Origin of the sequence: Frateuria sp. GZRe12 (assembly GCF_051900535.1) — a bacterium.
Lineage (GTDB): Bacteria > Pseudomonadota > Gammaproteobacteria > Xanthomonadales > Rhodanobacteraceae > Frateuria_A.
On sequence record NZ_JBHZGI010000001.1, the window covers coordinates 735,892 to 755,055 of the forward strand.

The 19,164-nt window shown below is 68.8% G+C and carries 17 protein-coding genes; 6 read left to right on the top strand and 11 right to left on the bottom strand.

From position 1 onward, the window contains the following. Positions 1 to 2: 2 nt before the first annotated feature. Together ACFWZ4_RS03305 and thpR are read right to left on the bottom strand one after the other, a co-directional pair. Positions 3 to 152 (bottom strand): hypothetical protein, encoded by a 150-nt coding sequence (locus tag ACFWZ4_RS03305; protein ID WP_231320793.1) that lies wholly within the window; start codon positions 150 to 152, stop codon positions 3 to 5. 65 nt (positions 153 to 217) lie between these two features. Beyond that, complete coding sequence (gene thpR / locus ACFWZ4_RS03310) at positions 218 to 799, bottom strand: RNA 2',3'-cyclic phosphodiesterase (protein ID WP_439703295.1); 582 nt, start codon at positions 797 to 799, stop codon at positions 218 to 220. A gap of 73 nt (positions 800 to 872) precedes the next feature. Between thpR and ACFWZ4_RS03315 the strand changes: the two genes are divergently transcribed. Continuing rightward, entirely contained in the window at positions 873 to 1,322 is a 450-nt protein-coding gene (locus tag ACFWZ4_RS03315) for a cupin domain-containing protein (RefSeq protein WP_439703296.1), read from the top strand. Between the two features lie 190 nt (positions 1,323 to 1,512). On the opposite strand, the gene ACFWZ4_RS03320 is transcribed toward ACFWZ4_RS03315, so the two are convergent. Beyond that, positions 1,513 to 2,100 carry a YceI family protein gene (locus tag ACFWZ4_RS03320; RefSeq protein WP_439703297.1) on the bottom strand — a complete coding sequence of 196 codons (588 nt, stop codon included), beginning with the start codon at positions 2,098 to 2,100 and terminating at the stop codon, positions 1,513 to 1,515. Between the two features lie 251 nt (positions 2,101 to 2,351). Between ACFWZ4_RS03320 and ACFWZ4_RS03325 the strand changes: the two genes are divergently transcribed. Both ACFWZ4_RS03325 and ACFWZ4_RS03330 read left to right on the top strand, forming a co-directional pair. Beyond that, positions 2,352 to 5,180, top strand: a complete 2,829-nt coding sequence (locus tag ACFWZ4_RS03325; RefSeq protein ID WP_439703298.1) for a PAS domain-containing protein — start codon at positions 2,352 to 2,354, stop codon at positions 5,178 to 5,180. 76 nt (positions 5,181 to 5,256) lie between these two features. Next, positions 5,257 to 7,470: a putative bifunctional diguanylate cyclase/phosphodiesterase gene (locus ACFWZ4_RS03330; RefSeq protein WP_439703299.1), complete on the top strand. Its 2,214-nt coding sequence runs from the start codon at positions 5,257 to 5,259 to the stop codon at positions 7,468 to 7,470. A 141-nt stretch (positions 7,471 to 7,611) separates the two neighbouring features. On the opposite strand, the gene ACFWZ4_RS03335 is transcribed toward ACFWZ4_RS03330, so the two are convergent. Then, on the bottom strand, positions 7,612 to 8,880 hold the full coding sequence (locus ACFWZ4_RS03335; RefSeq protein ID WP_439703300.1) for a diguanylate cyclase domain-containing protein: 1,269 nt from the start codon (positions 8,878 to 8,880) through the stop codon (positions 7,612 to 7,614). Positions 8,881 to 9,035: 155 nt separating this feature from the next. Between ACFWZ4_RS03335 and ACFWZ4_RS03340 the strand changes: the two genes are divergently transcribed. Next, positions 9,036 to 11,066: a diguanylate cyclase gene (locus tag ACFWZ4_RS03340; RefSeq protein ID WP_439703301.1), complete on the top strand. Its 2,031-nt coding sequence runs from the start codon at positions 9,036 to 9,038 to the stop codon at positions 11,064 to 11,066. Between the two features lie 14 nt (positions 11,067 to 11,080). Here the strand turns inward: ACFWZ4_RS03340 and ACFWZ4_RS03345 are convergent, their stop codons facing one another. Then, positions 11,081 to 13,678, bottom strand: coding sequence for a response regulator (locus ACFWZ4_RS03345; RefSeq protein WP_439703302.1), 2,598 nt, complete (start codon positions 13,676 to 13,678; stop codon positions 11,081 to 11,083). A 344-nt stretch (positions 13,679 to 14,022) separates the two neighbouring features. On the opposite strand from ACFWZ4_RS03345, the gene ACFWZ4_RS03350 reads away from it, so the two are divergent. Beyond that, a complete protein-coding gene (locus tag ACFWZ4_RS03350) occupies positions 14,023 to 14,922 on the top strand; it encodes an NAD(P)/FAD-dependent oxidoreductase (RefSeq protein WP_439703303.1) in 900 nt (299 codons plus the stop codon). 36 nt (positions 14,923 to 14,958) lie between these two features. Here the strand turns inward: ACFWZ4_RS03350 and ACFWZ4_RS03355 are convergent, their stop codons facing one another. Both ACFWZ4_RS03355 and ACFWZ4_RS03360 read right to left on the bottom strand, forming a co-directional pair. Continuing rightward, positions 14,959 to 15,804: a DUF3014 domain-containing protein gene (locus ACFWZ4_RS03355; protein ID WP_439703304.1), complete on the bottom strand. Its 846-nt coding sequence runs from the start codon at positions 15,802 to 15,804 to the stop codon at positions 14,959 to 14,961. Positions 15,805 to 15,888: 84 nt separating this feature from the next. Then, positions 15,889 to 16,584: a VIT1/CCC1 transporter family protein gene (locus tag ACFWZ4_RS03360; protein ID WP_439703305.1), complete on the bottom strand. Its 696-nt coding sequence runs from the start codon at positions 16,582 to 16,584 to the stop codon at positions 15,889 to 15,891. Between the two features lie 177 nt (positions 16,585 to 16,761). Between ACFWZ4_RS03360 and ACFWZ4_RS03365 the strand changes: the two genes are divergently transcribed. Continuing rightward, complete coding sequence (locus ACFWZ4_RS03365; RefSeq protein WP_439703306.1) at positions 16,762 to 17,088, top strand: hypothetical protein; 327 nt, start codon at positions 16,762 to 16,764, stop codon at positions 17,086 to 17,088. A gap of 189 nt (positions 17,089 to 17,277) precedes the next feature. On the opposite strand, the gene rplI is transcribed toward ACFWZ4_RS03365, so the two are convergent. The 4 genes from rplI to ACFWZ4_RS03385 all read right to left on the bottom strand — a co-directional run bounded on the left by rplI (position 17,278) and on the right by ACFWZ4_RS03385 (position 19,064). Further along, entirely contained in the window at positions 17,278 to 17,727 is a 450-nt protein-coding gene (rplI, locus tag ACFWZ4_RS03370) for a 50S ribosomal protein L9 (protein ID WP_424683635.1), read from the bottom strand. 100 nt (positions 17,728 to 17,827) lie between these two features. Beyond that, on the bottom strand, positions 17,828 to 18,058 hold the full coding sequence (rpsR, locus tag ACFWZ4_RS03375) for a 30S ribosomal protein S18 (protein WP_209619137.1): 231 nt from the start codon (positions 18,056 to 18,058) through the stop codon (positions 17,828 to 17,830). A gap of 17 nt (positions 18,059 to 18,075) precedes the next feature. Then, positions 18,076 to 18,510 carry a 30S ribosomal protein S6 gene (rpsF, locus tag ACFWZ4_RS03380; protein WP_439703307.1) on the bottom strand — a complete coding sequence of 145 codons (435 nt, stop codon included), beginning with the start codon at positions 18,508 to 18,510 and terminating at the stop codon, positions 18,076 to 18,078. Positions 18,511 to 18,737: 227 nt separating this feature from the next. After that, positions 18,738 to 19,064, bottom strand: a complete 327-nt coding sequence (locus tag ACFWZ4_RS03385; protein WP_439703308.1) for a HesB/IscA family protein — start codon at positions 19,062 to 19,064, stop codon at positions 18,738 to 18,740. Positions 19,065 to 19,164: the final 100 nt, after the last annotated feature.

A 19,164-nucleotide genomic window follows, 5' to 3' on the forward strand; every position in this document is an offset into this window, starting at 1 on the left:
GCTCAGCGCATCGGCGCGCTCGCGGCCGGGCTGAGCCCCGGATCCGCGGGCGCGGGCTGGAACTGCTGGCGCCAGCGCAGCGCACCCAGCACCAGCAGCACGAGCGTTGCTACCAACAGAAGAATCAATCCGAGTCGACGTTTGCCCTTCATGGCATTCCCCCAGAGTTCGACTGCTCCACGCTATCCGTGCCGTTGTCGTGGCCGCGTGCGCATGCCTACGCGCCGGCGGCCAGCGGCCAGCGGCCCAGCACGCGATATTCGGTGCGCCCCAGCAGGCTGTGGATGAGCACGAACTCCTGCACTGTCCATTCGAACGGCTCGATCGGCTGCGGGGCGATGGTGAGGGCGTCGTAGAGCAGCGTGACATGCGGCACGAACGCCGGCTCGCGCCGCGCCAGGCCTGCCGCCGCCAGGCGCGTCCCAAGATTTGCGTACAACCCCGCCAGACCCGTCGCGCGGTCGGCGCCAAGCAGGACGAACGGGTGCTTGCCGGCGCGTCCGCGGAAACTGGCGACGCGATCGAAATGCGCCTCGAACGACGACAACTCCACGCTGGCCGCGGCCGCGCAGGCCTCATCCACCCGCTGCTGCGGCAGCCCGGCAAAGTCACCCAGGTGATGCAGCGTCACATGCAGGTGCCCGGTGGGTCGCGGTCGGCCACGCAACCGGAGCTGCTGGCGCAGCTCGCCCGCCAGCGAGGCGACCCGTTCGGCCACCGCTGGAGGCGGCATGACGGCAAAGAACAGCCGGTCGGTGGGATGCGGCGCGGCAAAGCCGCCCAGGGAGCTCTGATGCATGGCGTCGTCGGGAGGAAAAACACCATTGTAGGAGCCGGTGCACAATGGAGCGCCCTCCCATGGCGAGCATCCCATGCCCAAGATCGATGTTCCGAAAGTTCCCGAACGCCGCGGCTCGGGCTATCCGGCGCCCTATGCGGCGGCCGCTGGGGATCGCGTCAAGCAGGCGCTGGGCGATGCCGGCGGCCTCTCCGACTTCGGCGTCAACCTCACGCAGCTGCCGTCCGGCGGCTGGTCCAGCCAACGCCATTGGCACGAGCGCGAGGACGAGTTCGTCTACGTGCTGTCGGGCGAACTGGTGCTGGTCACCGACGCGGGCGAGCAGCCGTTGCGTGCGGGCGAATGCGCCGCTTTTCCCAAGAACGTGGCCGATGGCCACCATCTGATCAACCGCGGCGGCGAAGTGGCCGTCTATCTCGAAGTCGGCACGCGTTCTGCCGACGATGCCTGCCACTATCCGGACATCGACCTGTACGTCGAAGGCGACCGGGGTTACGTCCACAAGGACGGCACGCCCTACTGACCCGGCGGCGCGCCTTGCGATCCTTCGAAGCAAAGCGGCGCATCGCGCTTCCTTGCCCTGGCTCCGCCATGGGCCACCGCAACGGGGGCGGGAGCCGGGTGCCACCCGGCAAAGGACGCGCGATGCGCCAGCGGACGCGAGCTTGCCCAGCCGCGCGTGAAGACGCCGGCGAGGAAGCGCGCAGCGTGCGTCACTTGTCGCGCAGCGCTTCGACCTGGATGCGCAACGCGACCCGCATGTCGAAGCCGTAGTCCTTGCCCGCATCCAACCCGAACGCGCTGCGGTCGAAACTGCCCAGCGCGTCGGCGCCGCAGTAGTCGCGCTTGAACAGCGGGTGCGGGATGCACTTGAAGTGGTCGATGCGCAGCTCCATCGGCCGAGTCACCCCCTGCAGCGTCAGGCTGCCTTCGACCCGGGTCGGCGCGCCGTCGACGAAGCCCGTCAGCCGGCCCCGGTACACCGCGCGAGGGTGGTGCGCGGTGTCGAGGAAATCCTTGCCGCGGGCCCAGGTGTTGAGCGCATCCTGGCCGAAATCGATGCTGTCCAGCGCGATGCTCACCTCGACGCTGCCGCTGCCGGCCGCCTTGTCCAGCTCCACCCATCCCTCGCTATGGTTGAACTTGCCGCGCCAGGTGGAGATGCCCATGTGGTCGGCCTCGAAGCTCGGGTAGGTGTGGTCCTTGTCGAACGTGTAGCGCACCGGCGCGGCGCTGGCGGCGCCGGCCAGCAGCAGCGCGGCGGGCAGCAGTCGGCGAGCAAGGCGGGATGGAATGCGCATGGGATCTCCTTCGATGGATGGCGCCCTCGGCGCCGGCATGGAAACCGACGCGCGACCCGGCCTGGAATCGACAAACGGAACCGCCCCCGGGGCGGCTGGACGGCCGCGAAAATCGCCGCAGGAAGTACCTACCGCGTCAGCTTTTTGCCGGGAAAGCTTGCTGCCATGATGCCTGCGCGGTCGACACCTTGGAGCTTTCCATGGTCCAGAGCACGCGGCACTCATCCACATGGCCGGTGGGCCAAGGCGAGATGGCCGAGTGCATTCGCCGGCACGACTGGGCCGCCACCGCACTGGGGCCGATCGCCGGCTGGCCGCCGCACCTGCGCACCGCGGTCGACATCTGCCTGGCCTCGCCGCTGCCGATTGCGATCCTTTGGGGCGAACAGCGCCTGCAGATCTACAACGATGCCTACTGCGCCATCGCGCGGCACCGGCATCCTTCGATACTGGGCCGGCCGGTGCTGGAGAACTGGACCGAGGCGCGCGAACTGATCGGCCCCATGCTGGACCGGGTGTTCACCCACGGCGAACCGAGCGAGGCGGAGAACTGGCCGGTCCTGCTGAACAACGAGTCCGGCACCGCGACCGAACGGTTTTTCACCTACACCTTCTCGGCCATCCGCGACCGCTACGGCCGGGTGACCGGCGCCTTTCACACCGCCGTGGAAAACACCTCGCGGCTGAGCGCCGAACACCGCCTACACGACGTGATGGGCGAAGCCGGCCTGAGCGCAGGCTTTCGTGCGCTGTTCCAGGCAGCGCCGGCGCCATTGCTGATGCTCGCCCCGCCTGACTTCCGCGTGGTCGCCGCCAACGATGCCATGCTGCGCGCCAGCGGCCAGTCGAGCGAGAACCTGCTGGGCCGTCCCGGCTTCGACCTGCTCGCTTCCTGGCCCAATCGCGCCGAGGTCGAGGAACAGTTGCGCCTTTCGCTGGGACGTGTACTCCTGCACCGCGTTCCGGACACCCTGCCGATGGTGGTCCAGCGAAGGCGCTCGGGCCAGCGCAGCCCGCGCTTCTGGACCATCATGAACACCCCGGTGATGGACCCGCATGGCCAGGTCGCGCTGGTGCTCCACCGCTGCGAGGACGTGACCGAGCTGGTGCGCCTGCGCAGTGCCAGCGAAGCACAAGCGCATCTGGACCGCGACCAGCAGGTATTGATCGCGCGCCTGCGCGATTCGGGCGTGGCCGGCTACGAGGGAATCGCGCCGGGGCCATCGCGCCTGTTCACCGCGATGCTCGACTCGATCCCCGACTACATCTACGCATTCGATCGCGAACACCGCTTCGCTTACGCCAATCGCGCCATGCACCAGTTGTTCGGGGCCGCCGACAACCCCGTCGGCAAGACGTTCCAGGAACTTGGTTACCCGCCCGCGCTCGCGGAACGGCTGGACGGCCACCTGCGGCATATCTTCGAGACCGGCGAAACGGTCGAGGACGAGGTCTTCTTCACCGGCCCGACCGGACCGCGGGCCTACTTCCAGTTCGTGTGGGGGCCGGTACGCGCCGACAGCGGCCGCATCGAGCAGGTAGTGGGCGTCTCGCGCGATACCAGCGAGCGCCGTCGCATGGAGGAGCGCCTGCGCCTGGGCGAGGCGCGGCAGTCGTTCCTGCTGCAGTTGGGCGATCGCATCCGCGGGCTCACCGACGCCGCGCAGATCACCAGCACCGTCGGCGAAATGGTCGGTCGCCACCTGGACGTGGGCCGTTGCGGCTACGGCGAAGTGACCGATTGCGGGCAGTTCTTCATGGTCGAGCGCGACTGGACCGACGGCCGGATGCCGAGCCTGGCCGGACGCGTGCGACTGATGGATTTCGGGGCCGCGGTGGTGGAGCAGTACCGCGCGGGCCAGACCGTCGTGCTCGACGACACGCTGGAAGACGCCCGCACGCGTGGTGCCGAACAAAGCTATGCCGAGACGGGCCGCGTGCGTGCCGGCGTGGGCGTGCCGCTGTTCAAGGGCGGCCGATTCGTGGCTGCCTTCTACGTGCACCAGAGCCGCCCGCGGCACTGGCGCGACGAAGAGGTGGCCTTGCTGGGCGAAGTGGCCGAACGCATCTGGGCGGCGGTGGCGCGGGCCCGCGCCGAGCGCGCGCTGCGCGAAAGCGAGCGGCGCTATCGCACCCTGTTCGACGCGCTCGACGAGGGATTCTGCCTGCTCGAAAGGGTCGACACCGCGCCGGACCAGCCGTCGGACTACCGCTACCTGGTCACCAACCCGGCGTTCGTGACGCACACCGGCATCGGCGGGGTGGTCGGCAGGACCATGCGCGAGGTGTTCCCGGACGCTTCGGCGTTCTGGTACGACACCTTCGACAGCGTCATCGGCAGCGGCGATTCCTTCCGCTTCGAGCACGGCATGGTCAGCCGCGGGCGGGTGTTCGACGTCTACGCCTGTCGCCTGGACGACGGCACGCACCGGCGCGTCGCGGTGCTCTTCCACGACATTACCGAACGCAAACGCCACGAGCAGCACCAGCGACTGTTGCTGCACGAGCTCAACCACCGGGTCAAAAACACGCTGGTGACGGTGCAGTCCATGGCGATGCAGAGCTACCGTCCCGGCGTCGATCCGGAACTGGCGCGGCTCCAGTTCGAGGGGCGCCTGATGGCGCTGTCGCGCGCGCACGACATCCTCACCCGCGAGAGCTGGGGTCGCGCGCCGCTGGCGGAGATCGTGCGCGAGGCGATCGCGCCCTACCGCGACCAGCACCACGAGCGCCTGAAGGCGACCGGGCCGCCGGTCTGGCTTCCACCACGCCACGCGCTGGCCTTTGCCATGGTGCTGCACGAACTTGGCACCAACGCGGTCAAGTACGGGGCGCTTTCCAACCAGGAAGGCCGGATCGACATCGATTGGCAGGCCAACGGCACGTTGCGTCTGACGTGGACCGAATCCGGCGGGCCGCCGGTCGAACCGCCGACGGGACGCGGCTTTGGTTCGCGGCTGATCGAACGCGGCCTGCGTCACGAGATCGGCGGGCGCGTGGCGCTGGGTTTCGCGCCCGAGGGCGTGGTCTGCACCATCGAGGTGCCGCTGGATGGCCTGGAACCGCTGGACCGCTTCTGACCGCCCGGCCGCGCCCGCTGTGCGCGTGGACACAGTTCGGTTATCGTGCGCGGGCAGCCCTTAGGCGCAGGGGAGCATGGTGGTTGACGCAAGCCCGATCACGTTCGGCTACTACACAGCCGCGCTGGTAGCGACCGCCGGCATCGCGCTCGCCTCGGGCACGCAGTTCGCCGTCGTCGGGCTTTGGCGCCGGCGCGAGGCAATGTATCTCTCCTACGCGTCGCTGTGCCTGTGCGTCGCCACCCTCGCCTTCGCCAACGCCCTGCTGCATACGGCGACCAGCCTGGCCATGGCCACCGGCGCGCTTCGCACCATGATCGGCGCGGCGGCGACTTCCTTCCTGCCTTTCGTGATCTTCATCCGCGCCTACACCGGCGGCCCGCCGCAACCACGGCTGCAACTGGCGGTAAGCGTCGTGGTCGGCTTTTTCGTCTGGCTCAACCTCGCACTGCCCGGCACCGTGTTCTTCACCCGGCTGGTGCCGGGAACAGGCATCGCCCTGCCCTGGGGCGAGCGCCTGTACGACGTGGCCGGCACCGCCTCGCCGTGGGGTTTGCTGTTCCACGCGCTGACTTATGTCGCCTTCCTCTGGGCGCTTGGGCGCGCGGTGAAGCAGATGCGCGGAGGCGAGAGCCTGCGCGGCGCGCTACTGGCCATCTGCCTGTTGGCCCAATTCGCCGCGCTGCTCTGGGGCGACGTGGTGGTGGACGCGCTCGACCATCACTATCCCTACCTGGATGCCTTCTCGTTCCTGCCCTTCGTGCTGCTGATGGGCCTGTCGCTTGCCGCCCAGCTGCACCAGCGCACGGTGCAGCTGGAGCAGACCACGCGCCGGCTGGAAGCGGAGGCGCACACCCGTCGCGAGGCCGAGTTCAGCCTGCGCCACGTGGCCTACCACGACAGCCTCACCGGCCTGCCCAACCGCCTGCGTGCGCTCGACCACCTTGCCGAACTGCATGCCGACACCCTGGCCCGGAGCCAGCACGGCGCCGTGCTGCTGATCGACCTGGACAACTTCAAGACCATCAACGACGCGCTCGGTCATCCGATCGGCGACCGCATGCTGGAGGCCATCGCCGACCGCCTGCTCGCCGCCGCCCCACCGGACGCGATGCTCGCGCGGCTCGGTGGCGACGAGTTCGTGCTGGTGCTGGGGCCGCTGGCGGGCGCGCCTGCGGCGGTGCAGGCGCAGGCCGAGCAAGCGGCCGAACGGATGGTCGCGCGCCTGGCCGAGCCGGTGACGGTGGACAGTCGCGTCCTGGCGGTCGGGGCCAGCGTTGGCGTGGCCATGTTCCCCGCTGGCGAGGAGGGCGTGGCCGACCTGCTGCGCCGCGCCGACATCGCGCTCTATCGTGCCAAGGCCGCCGGGCGCAACACCGTGCGCCTGTTCCTGGAGCCAATGCAGCAGGAAGCGGATACCCGGCTCACGCTGGAACGCGGCCTGCGTACCGCGCTGGAACAGGACCGCATGCCCACGCAATTTGCCCTGCACTTCCAGCCGCAGGTCAACCGTCGCGGCGAACTGCTGGGCGCGGAGGCGTTGCTGCGCTGGCAGCATCCGCAACTGGGCGAGCTTTCGCCGTCGGTGTTCATTCCGCTGGCCGAGGAAACCGGGCTGATCCACGCGCTCGGCACCTGGGTAATTGGCCAGGCCTGCGCACACATCCGCGCCTGGGACCGTGACGGCGTGGCCTTCGGCGGCCGCCTGGCGGTGAACGTGAGCGCCTGGCAGCTCAACCATCCGCATTTCGCCGCGCAACTGGAAGCACAGGTACGCGCTGCCGGCATCGAGCCATCGCGGCTGACCCTGGAACTGACCGAGAGCGCGCTGCTGCAGGACTTCGACAGCGCGCTGGAAACCCTCAACCAGCTGTCCGAAACCGGCTTCCGGCTTGCGCTGGACGACTTCGGTACCGGCTACTCCTCACTGAGTTACCTGCAGCGCCTTCCGCTGGATGTGCTCAAGGTCGACCGGGCGTTCGTCAGCGGCCTGAGCCCGAACGCGGCCAATCCGCTGGCCAGCTTCATCATCGACGTGGCACATCGCCTGGGCATCGCCGCCGTGGCCGAGGGCGTGGAAACCGTGCCGCAGCGCCTTGCGCTGGAACGGATCGGCTGCGACGGCCTGCAGGGGTTCCTGATATGCCGGCCGGTGGACGAGCCCGGCTTTCGCCGCTGGCTCGCCGAGCACCAGCAGGCGCGCGCGCTGCCGCAGGCGCAACGCAACGTACCCGATGCGCCGGAAACCCGCGACCTGGCTTCGCGCGACAGGAACCTGTCGGGGGACTGATCGGTTCCGGGGCGCAGGCTAGGCCATTGCGCCCGTGCGCTCCCGCTGGAAGAAGGCCTCATAGCGGGGCACCGCTTCCTTCAGCGGGACGTCCTCAGGTTCTCCCCTTCCCTCGAGAGTGAAAACCGGGAGGGGCCTGCCTTATGCCATTTCCGGATCCCTATCCTCCTGGCCCCCTCGCTCGGCCAGCTTGCTGGCATACATCGCGCGATCGGCGGCGGCGTACAGCCGGGTCTCGTCCTGGCCGTCGTCCGGGAACAGCGCCAGGCCGATGCTCGCGCCGATGGACAGCTGCAGGTCCTGGAAGTCGGTGCTTGCATCGAAGGCGCGCGCCAGGCGTTCGGCGCGCACCTGCGCAGCGGCGCGATCGGCCACGTCGGGCAAAATCGCCGCGAACTCGTCGCCGCCCAGCCGCGCCAGCGTGTCGCCCGCACGGATGCCCTGCTGCAGGCGTTGCGCTACGAAGTGCAGCAGCGCGTCGCCCGCGGCGTGGCCGAGGGTGTCGTTGATGCGCTTGAAATCGTTGAGGTCGATGACCAGCATCGCGACGCGCCCCCCGCTCTCGCGCGCACGCCGCAGCGCCTGCTCCAGCCGGTTCGCGAACACGCGCCGGTTCGGCAGGCCGGTCAATGCATCGTGCTGGGAAGCATGCTCGGCATGGCCGATCTGCTCCTCCAGCAGGGTGAAGATCATGCCGGTGGCGACCAGGAACTTGGGCAAATTCCAGGCCTCGTCCTCGATGCCCCAGCCGGCCAGCCACGGAGCGAGCGCGGCGGCCACCGGGAACACCGCCGCCCACGCGACGAAGCTCACCGTGGTGAACGCCACGCCGACCGAGGGACCCGCCGCGCCGCGGTAGAAGCAGAACGCCACCGCCAGGTAGTGCCAGAACAGCATCCAGTTGAGCGCCTGGTCGATCGCGCCCTGCCAGGCGAACATGCCTTGCAGCGCATAGATCCCGACCACCACCGGCACGCACCAGGACGGCTTGCGCCGATCGCGACGGAACAGCCAGGCGGTCGAGGCCATGCCTAGCCCGGTGCACAGGAGATACGGGAAGCGAACGTCCGCCCCATAGGCGGCCAGCACGAAGAACGCCACGTCCGGCGCCGCCGCCAACAGCGTGATGCCCAGGTCCCGCCACCAGGCCAGGCGCGCGTCGGAGCCGGCCCAGACGAAGGCGACGCTGGCCAGCAGCAGCATCGACAGCGAGACGGCCAGCGCAGCGTCCGCCGCGGGTCCGGGCGCGAGATTGCGTTCGACGAACTGCGCAACGATGTGCACCAGGATCATCGCCCATCCGACCAGCCAGAAGCGCGGCCGCATCTGCCGGGTTCGCCTGAGCAGCCCGGCAAACACCAGCACCAGGCCGCCAATGGCAAGGAAGTCGGGGACGACGGACAGGTTCAAGCATGTTTCTCCGCGCCGTGGGCGGGCGCGTTCGGCAACAAGACTCCTGATCGCTTATCGGCCATGCGCGCGCAAGCTTGAATCGGCCTGCGCCGTGGCGCAACTGCACGCACGCGACGGCTCAAGCGCCCGTCGGAACCGGCCGATACAGGGCGATGAAGACCTTCCTCCTGTTGTGCCTGTTCCTGGTGCTGCCGGTCCGCGCGGCCGCGGGCGAGCATCTGGAGGAGGCACTGCGTGACCAGCGTCTGCACGGGTTCCGCTCGGTGGCCGCGGCGATGGAGCGCTTGCGCAACGTCGACGACGTGCCAGGAGCGGATGCGCCACTGGCGCGTCGCTGGCGCTACCAGAGTGCCATGCTCGATCTCGCTTTGGGGGGCGATCGGGCTGCACCGCTGAAGGCGGGCATGGCTGCCATGGAGGCCATGGCGACCAGCGAAGACTGCGCCCGTTGCCGCTTCGACCTGCTTCTGGCCAAGGCCCGGCTTGCCGTGCGCGCCTCCACGCCCGCCGCGGGCGAGACCTATCTGGACCAGGCCGCCGCGCTGCTGGCGCAATTGCCTGACGATGGCGCGCGCGAGGCCCTGTTGTCCGCGCAAGCATGGAACAGCGCAGTGGACGGACGTTTCAACCAGGCCATCGAACTGTCCCTGGAGGCCTATGCGCTGGCGGCCGACCACCATGACGAGGCCGCGCAGATCCGCCTGCTCGCCAGCATGATCGGCGCGAATGCCAACCTGGGCGATCCCCGCCGTGCCGTCCAGATGGGCGAGGAGGCCTATGCCCGCGCCGACGCGGTGAACTACCGGGCGCTCATGGGCACCATCGCCCTGGATCTGGGCCACGCCTACTCGCTGCTGGACGATCGTCCGCACCAGCGGGTCGCACTGGAACGCGCGCTGGCCATCTCCGAACACGACCCCGACCAGATCGATACCCTGATCCTGGCGCTCAACAATCTTTCCGACTACTACCTCAGCCAACCCGGGCAGAACCAGCGCGTGCTCGACTATGCCCGCCGCGCCGATGCCCTCGCCCGCGCCGCCGGCAGCGAAATCGACCGCGCCGCACCGCTGGCCAACATCGGCATCGCGCTTGGCCGACAAGGCAAGCTCGATGAAAGCGTGGCTACCCTGCAGCAGGCCATCGACATCGCCGAGCGCCACGGCAACACGACCTACGTCATCGGCATCACGCAGGAGCTGGTGCGGATACTGGAGGGCGCCGGCCGCGACCGTGAGGCGCTGGCGCAGTTGCACAAGGCCGACGCGCTGGAGGCCGATCTCACCCGCCAGCAGCGCGAAAAGGCGGTGCTGGACCTGCAGGAAAAATATGCGGCCGAACGCAAGAGCCAGCAGATCGCCCAACTGTCGGCGCAGAACCAGCTCAAGCAGGCCCAGCTGGCGGCCGAGGGCTGGCGCAATCGCCTGTGGATCGCGCTGGCCGTGATGCTCGCCTTGGGTTCGGTGTGGCTGATGCATTCGATTCGCCGTGCCCGCCAGGCCAATCGCCGGCTGGCATGGCAGTCCTCGATCGATCCGTTGACCGGCGCGTACAACCGGCGCCATACACAAGGGCTGCTCGAGCGCCTGCAGCAGCCGGTGCAACGGCGCGCGGACGACACCGGATGGAATGCCGGCACCGGCCTGATGATCCTGGACCTGGATTTCTTCAAGCAGATCAACGACAGCTGGGGACACGCCGCCGGCGATGCCGTGCTGGTGGCGGTCGCGCAACGCCTGCGCAGCCTGCTGCGCCAGGGCGATGCGATCGCGCGCTGGGGTGGCGAGGAGTTCGTGCTGGTGCTGCCCGACACGCCCGCCGGCGCGTTGCCGGCGCTGGCCCGTCACGTGCTGCACGCGATCGGCGACGCCCCGGTGACAGTCGCAGGCCACGCGGTGATCGTCACCGCGTCGATCGGCGCGGTGAGCTTTCCGGCGAACCCGGGCCAGGGTTGGGAGGCCGCCCTGGGCCTGGCCGACCTGGCGCTGTACCAGGCCAAGGCCAGCGGCCGCAATCGCGCCTTCTGCCTGACTCGCGTCTCGGCCGATGTCGAGCCCTCGCGACTGGTTCGCGACCTGGCCCAGGCGCGCGATGCCGGCGAGGTGGATCTGGAAATGGTGCCAGGCCCGACCGTCCGTGCGGCCCCGGTCGTGGCCGAGCAGCGCGTGGCGGTATCGGCTTGAGGAGCGCGTGACGCTCATGCGCGGCGCGCCGGAACGTCCCGGCGGTCGGCACCGAGCATGTTCCGCACCTTGGCCAGCAGGTCCTCGTCGCGGAACGGCTTGCTGACGATGCGGTCGTCGCCGATGTCCTTGAAGGCACCGAAGTCGGCATAGCCGGTAAGGAACAGGACAGGCAGCGACGGCCGCTTGGCGTGCGCCTCGCGCGCCACCTCCGAGCCGTTCATGCCGGGCATGGCGTAGTCCATCAGCATGAGGTCGACCTCGCCTCCCTCGCGGTCGAGCACGTCCAGCGCCGAGCCGCCACTGCCGGCCTCGATCACTTCGTAGCCGCGCTCGGCGAGGATCGCCGCGGTCACCTCGCGCACGTCGGTATCGTCATCGACCAACAGGATGCACTGCCGCACCGTACTCCCGACCGGGTGCACCGGCGCGTGCGGCAGGTCGTCCGCCTGGACGATGGCATCGACCGCACGCGGCAGGTACACCTTGACCGAGGTGCCTTCGCCCAGCCGCGTGGCAATGCGCACGCCGCCGCCGGACTGCTTGGCGAAGCCGTACACCTGCGCCAGCCCGAGCCCGGAACCCTTGCCGACCTCCTTGGTGGTGAAGAACGGCTCGAACGCCCGCGCGAGCACGTCCGGCGCCATGCCACTGCCATGGTCGGTCACCGCGACCATCACATAATCGCCCGGCGCGGGTTCTTCCGGCCGCGAGGCCAGGTCGCCCAGGGACACGTTTGCCGTTTCGACGATCAGCTCGCTGCCCACGGCCGACGCGTCGCGTGCGTTGATCGCCAGGTTGAGGATCACCAGTTCGATCTGGGTCGGATCGACCAGCGCAGTCCACAAGCCGGGCTGCAGTTCCATGGTCAGCTGGACCGAACCACCCATCGAGCTTTGCAACAGGTCGCGCATGCTGGTGACGATGCCATTGAGGTCCACCGCCTTGGCCTCCAGCCGCTGCCGCCGCGAAAACGCCAGCAGCTGCGCGGTCAGCTTGGCGCCACGCGTGGCGGCGTCCTTCATGTAGGTCAGCCGTTGGCCAATCCGCGGATCGTCTTCGAGCTTTTCGGCGCACACGCGCTCGAGCATGCTGATGTTGCCGGTGATGACGGTCAGCAGATTGTTGAAGTCGTGCGCCACGCCCGAGGTGAGCTGGCCGACCGCTTCGAGTCGCTGCATCTGGCGCAGCGTGGCCTCCACCCGCTCGCGCTCCTCGATCTGCGCAAGCAACTGGCGATTGGTCGCGGCCAGCTCGGCGGTACGCTCGGCCACGCCACGCTCGAGCGCCTCCTGAGCCTGGTGTTCAAGCGTGCGGTCGCGCAACACCTTGAGATAGCCGAGCAGCCGACCGCCCCCATTGCGCAGCGGCATCATCGAGCCGCTGGAGAAGAAACGCGAGCCGTCCTTGCGCACGCGCTGGCGATCGGTCTGCGCCCGCCCGGTTTCTGCGGCGCATTCCATTTCCTCCTCCAGCACGCCCTGCCTGCGGTCCTCCGGCGTGAAGAAGACCATGTCCGCGCGCTTGCCCAGCACCTCGTCTTCCCGCCATCCCAGGAGCCGCTGCGCGCCGGCATTCCAGAGGGTGACGCGGCCCTCCAGGTCGAGCGTCAGGATGCCGTAGCCGGTCGTGCTTTCGAGGATCAGCTTGAGCCGGTTGCTGGTCGCGCGCAGTGCCGACTCGGCGCGCGCGCGCTCGACGTTGGCCCAGGTGCGCTCGGCCACCTCGCGCACGACCGCCTCGTCCTCGTCGGTCCAGCGCCGTGGCTCGCGCTGCTGCACCGAAAGAAAGGCAGCCAGCCGGCCGCCCTTGACCAGCGGCACGGTCAGGCTCGCACGCAGGCCGCCGAGTGCGTGGTGGACCTTGGCCTCATCCAGTTCGACCCGCGGATCGTCGAAGGGGTCGTTGACACGGATGGCCACCCCGGTCAGCGCTTCGGCGATCAACCTGGGCCCGAACTCGGACAGGCGGTGCCGGCCCACGCCACTGGGCATGCCGCCACGGGTCCAGTCACGCTCGACGGTGAAGTACTCGCCGGTCTCGTCCACCTCGCAGTAACCCACGCGATCGGCCCGCAGGTGCCAGCCCAGCCTGCGCGCGGCAGCGGCCATCACCTCCCGCGGGTCGGTCAGGTCGCGCAAGGTGTCGCCCAGCCGCGTGCGGAAGCGCAGGCGCCGGTCCGCCAGCACGCGCTGGGTGGTCTCGATCGCTTCGTTGATCAGGCCCTGCACCTGCCCGCCCTCGTCGCGGACCGGGCCGATCCAGTAGTCGAAATAGGCCACCTCGCGAAAACCGTCCCGCTCCAGCAGGAAACGCGCATCGCGAAAACATCTGGGGCGGCCTTCCAGGACGTGATGGATCACCGGCTCGGTGATGTCGGGCGCTTCCGGCCAGACTTCGCGGAAGGGCCACCCCAGCGCCTCCGGCTTGCTGCCCAGCAGCGGCCGGTATGCATCGTTGTAGAGGCAGGTGAGCTCCGGGCCCCAGCCGAGTGCGATCGGCAATTCGCTCTCCAGCATCATCGACACGAGCGTGCGCAGCGAACCTGGCCACTGGTCGAACGGGCCCAGCGGGGTGGTGGCCCAGTCGAAAGCGCGGATGCTCGCCGCCATCTCGCCGCTGCCGGCTATGAAATCGCCCCCTGTTGATGCTGGCGTGGAGGATCCTGGCAAGCGCACTCCTCGCGAGCCTCCGTGCGCGCCGGGCTGGTGATTGGAAGTGTCGGTTCCGGCAGTTCGTGCGATCCGTGTCGGCTCCCCGCGCCCCCCGCGCGAACCACCAAGGCAGTCCGGGGACCCGTCGCAGGGCTCAACCTGTGACGCAATTCACACTATCGGCCTCCCACTGTCGCCGCGTTGGCAAGGGTCCGTGAGGGCGCTGTCTCGTTGCGCCCGCTGCAGTTGAGGCGTCGCTTCACGCTCCGGCCACCCATGCTGTCGCCCCATGGCACACCCGCATGTCCGACGAACTGCTCGATTGCCTGATCGTGGGAGCCGGCCCGGCTGGCCTCACCGCGGCTACCTATCTGGCCCGCTTCCGACGCCACATCCTGGTGGCCGACGCGGGAGCCAGCCGTGCGCGATGGATCCCGGCCAGCCACAACTGCCCGGGGTTTCCGTTCGGCGTGGCCGGCAACGAACTGCTGGCGCGCTTCCGGCTGCAGGCGCAGGCCTACAACGTGCCGGAAGTGCGCACGCGCATCACCCAGCTCGAGCGCCACGCGGACGGCTTTACCGCCAGCGACGGCAAGCGCCACTGGCACGCACGCACGGTGATGCTGGCCACCGGCGTGGTCGACCGGTTGCCGTCGGTGGCGGGCGTGGAGGACGCGATCGCCGCCGGCACGGTGCGCCTGTGCGCGGTCTGCGACGCCTACGAGGCGCGCGACGACGTGATCGGCGTGTTGGGACCGGCCGACACGGCGATCGGGCACGCGGCGTTCCTGCGTACGTTCTCCCGCCATGTCTGCGCACTGGCCGCGGACGACTCACCATTGGACGAGCCGATGCAGCGGCGCGCCTCCGACTGCGGCGTGCAGCTATGGCCCGCCCCGCAGCGCCTGGAACTAATCGACGGGGCCTGCCAGGCGTTCTTCGCCGACGGTCGCCGGCTGCGGCTGGAAACGCTCTATCCCGTGCTGGGCGCCGACGCGCAATCGGAACTCGCATCGGCGCTCGGTGCCCGGTTGGACGACGAGGGCGCGCTTGTGGTGGACGATCACCTTCAGACCAGCGTGCCGGGGATCTATGCCATCGGCGACGTGGTCAGCGCGCTGAACCAGATCAGCGTTGCGGTGGGCCATGCGGCTATCGCGGCAACCACCGTCCACCGGCGGCTTCCGCCCAACCACTGCTAGGGACCACGCAGGGTGGGCCGAAGCCCACCCTGCCCGTCATCGTGCCGACGCGGCTCCGGCCGGCAGCGTGGCGCCGGTGAGCAGATCGCGGATTTGCCGCAGCTTCGTCTTCACCCTCGCCTCGTCGTCGGCGCCCAGGCGCATCAGCAGCTTCTGCCCCGCCGAGCGCGCCTCCAGGCCGGGATCGGCATAGCGGTAGAACACCTTCGGCTGCACAAGCGTCACCGGCGCATCCGGCACCGGCGCGGCCAGCATGTCGTCGATGGCCACCACCAGCCGGTCGTTGAAATAGCCCTTCGGGTAGCCCAGGTCACGGTAGGCCTGCTGGAACAGCGGATAGTTCGCGACATACCAGGCCACCAGCGCCTTGGGATCGGTGCCCTGCAACACCTGCATGTACGGCGCATAGCGCTCGGCATTGCGCGGGCTGAGCGTGATGGCGCCATTGGCCTGGTCGACCAGGAACGCGTTCTTGGGCGTTTTCAGCGGCAGGATGTTGGTGCCCACGCTCTGGCGCGGCAATGCGTCCACCGTGGCCACCACGCGACGGACGATCTGGTCGCGCTGCAGCAGCCCGCCGAGCGAGTTGCCACCCAGCGACAGCAGCGCGCTGGCAACGTCGGTATCGCTGGCGTCCAGCGCCGGCAGCGGCGCGGTCGTGGCCGGCGCCGGACCGGCCTGTGCAATGGGATGCTGGATCGCGGTGGACGCAGCGGCCGGACCGGTACCGGCATTGCCGGGCATCGGCGACGTCGCCACCGGCGCGGGCTCGCCGCCCGCCTGGGTGGCCTTTCGCCAGATGAACACGCCCACCGCAATGGCCACGATCACCACCACGCCCGAGACCAGCCACGTCCCGATCGAAGACTGCTTCTTTTTCAATTGCGCATCCCGCCGTGTGATTTGCCTTCTCCCTGCATAACGCCGGTAGGCACGATGTGCAAGCCGCGCGATGGCGGCCGGCGCTCAGGGAACCGTGCCGAACAGCATGCCCGCGCCGGTCGTTACGCCCATCGCCAGCGCGCCCCAGAAGGCGATGCGCATCGCGCCGACGCCGGCCGCGGCGCCACCCATCCGCGCAGCCGCGGCACCGAGCAGCGCGAGGCAGACGAGCGATATGGCGAACACCAGGGCCAGTTGCATCGACGCCGGCACGAGCGCCGCCACCAGCAGCGGGACCAGGGCGCCGATCGCGAAACTCGCCGCCGAGGCCGCCGCCGCCTGCAGTGGGCGGGCGCGGAATACCTCGGTGATGCCCAGCTCGTCGCGTGCGTGGGCATCGAGCGCGTCATGCGCCATCAGCTGTTCGGCGACCTGCCGCGCCAGCGCCGGTTCCAGTCCGCGGCCGACGTAGATGTTCGCCAGTTCGCGATGCTCGGCATCCGTGTCGGTGGCCAGTTCCTCGCGTTCCCGGGCGAGCTCGGCCTGTTCGCTGTCGGCTTGCGAATGCACGGACACATACTCGCCGGCGGCCATCGACATCGCTCCGGCCACCAGTGCGGCGACGCCTGCAAGCAACACCGCGTGACGGTCGGCGTGCGCGGCCGCCACGCCCATCAGCAGGCTGGCGGTGGAGACGACACCGTCATTGGCGCCCAGCACGGCGGCGCGCAGCCAGCCCATGTGGCCGGTCCGGTGGCGTTCGGGGTGATGGCGGCGCATGTGCACTCCTCGGATGCGGGTGACGCGAGCATACCGTTGCCAGCCTTCGACCAAACGGCGCTGGTCGCTTGTATCTGACGCACCGGCCCGAACGGCAGGCACACCGCTGCGGCCGGTTCCACGACGTGATCACTGCCCGGTAGGCAGCATGGGGTCCAGTTTCGAGGAGGAATCCCGATGTCCCGATCGACCACGCCGACCGGTCCCGGTCAAGGCAAGACAACCAGCAATCCCGCCATCAGCGGTGTCGGCACCGGCATGGGTGCCGACAACGCGTCTGGCCCCGATGTCGTCGGCGGCGTGCAGGCCGGCACCGTCAACGATGCCGCCCAAGGTGCCAGCACTGGCGACGCGGCCGATCCAAGCCTGGGCAGCGGGATGGTAGTGCCCGAGCGGGGCAACCGCATGGGTGACGCGGCCACGGCCGGCGCTCCCGGCATGGATGAAAAGCCGTTGGGTATCGGCGTTGCGCCGATCGAACCAGACGACCCGTCCTACAGGTGATCACACCGCTGGGCGCCGGCGCTGCTTCCGGAGCGTCGCTCGGTGCCAACACACTTGAGGAGCGCCCTGTCGGGGCGCAACCGCCTTGCCACATCGGCGCCCAAGGGCTTTCTCGCGCGCTGGCGAGGAACTCAAAAACAAGACGGGCGCCCGAAGGCGCCCGTCCGTTTACCGCAGTGACGAATCGGCTTACTTCTCGCCGACCACGATCACCTTGACCTGCGTCTGCACGTCGGCGTGCAGGCTGATCACGACGTCGTACTCGCCGGTGTTGCGAATCGGGCCTTCGCCCTGGATCACTTCACCCTTGCCGACCTTGTGGCCGGTCGCTTCCAGCGCCTCGGCGATTTCGCGCGGGCCGACCGAGCCGTACAGCTTGCCTTCCGGGCTGGCGTGCGCGGCGATGGTCACCTCGGCGCCTTCCAGCTTGGCCTTGCGGCCCTCGGCGTCGGACAGCAGGTTGTTGGCCTTGGCCTCGTACTCGGCGCGGCGCTTCTCGAAGGCTTCGAGGTTGGCGGCGGTGACCGGCACGGCCTTGCCCTGCGGCAGCAGGTAGTTGCGGCCATAACCCGGCTTGACCTTGACCTTGTCGCCCAGGTTGCCGAGGTTGCGGACTTTCTCGAGAAGAATCAGTTCCATGGGTCTTTCCTTTCGTTAGCGCCGGTGAGGCCGGCGCAGCCGTGGACGGTTGTCCGAAGTTGCGTCTGCCCCTCTCCCCCGGAAGGAAGAAGGATCAAGCTCAGACGTCGTGGTTGTCGGTATACGGCAGCAGCGCCAGGAAGCGGGCACGCTTGATGGCGGTGGCCAGCTGGCGCTGGTAGCGCGCCTTCGTGCCGGTGATGCGGCTGGGAACGATCTTGCCGTTCTCGGTGACGTACTGGCGCAGCGTGTTGAGATCCTTGTAGTCGATCTCCTTCACGTCTTCGGCAGTGAAGCGGCAGAACTTGCGGCGGCGGAAGAACTTGGACATGGGTGTGTGCTCCTGGATCAGTCGCTGTCGCGATCGTTGTCGCGGTCATCGCGCTCGCGGCGCGCCGGACGGTCGTCACCGTCGCCATCGTCGTCGCGGCGACGCGAGGACTTGGCGTCATCCTTTTCCTTGGACTTCAGGATGAAGGACGGCTCGGTGTCGGCCTCGTCGCGCTTGACGACCAGGTGACGCAGCACCGCGTCGTTGAAGCGGAAACCGGACTCGAGCTCGTTCAGCGCGTTCTGGCCCACTTCGATGTTGAGCATGACGTAGTGCGCCTTGGCCAGGTTCTCGATCGGGTAAGCCAGCTGGCGGCGACCCCAATCCTCGAGACGGTGGACCTTGCCGCCGTCAGCCTCGATCAGCGCCTTGTAGCGGTCGATCATGGCCGGGACCTGCTCGCTCTGGTCAGGGTGGACCAGGAACACGATTTCGTAATGACGCATGGTCATTGTGGTGTTGGCTCCTTGTGGATGCGGCCCCGAGGGGCCTCGCAGCCTCCCGCGCATGGCGGTGAGGCAAGTACCTGTCCACGCCGATCGGGCATGGACAGAAGCGGAAGTGTATCGCGACGCGCGGGGTGGCGTAAAGCGAACGTGATTCGGCCGGCCTTTGCGGCGCGGCCGGCCAAGCGTGGCGGTCGCGGCCGATGGCACCTTACCCGGTAAAACGCGGCCGTTCAGCCGACGGTGAAGCTCTCCCCGCACCCGCACTCCCCCGTGGCATTGGGGTTGTGGAACACGAATGCGGCGTTGAGGCCCTGGCGGCGGAAATCGATCACCGTGCCCTCCACCATGGGCAGGCTCTTGGCATCGATGATCAGCCGGATGCCGTCCACTTCCAGCGCCTGGTCATCCGGGCGCGCGTCCTCGGCCAGGTCCACCACGTAGGCGAAGCCGGAACAACCGGTGCGCTTGACGCCGAAACGCACGCCCACCGCCTCGGGCGTCTGGGCGAGAAACTGGCGGATGCGCTCGCGCGCGGGGGGAGTGATCGAGATGCTCATGGCGCCTGAAGGTGAAGAAGGTCGCGGGCCTACATTATCATGTGGGTTTGCCCCGACGCGCCGAAGTACGGCGTGCGAATCGAACACGACAGCGTCCAGA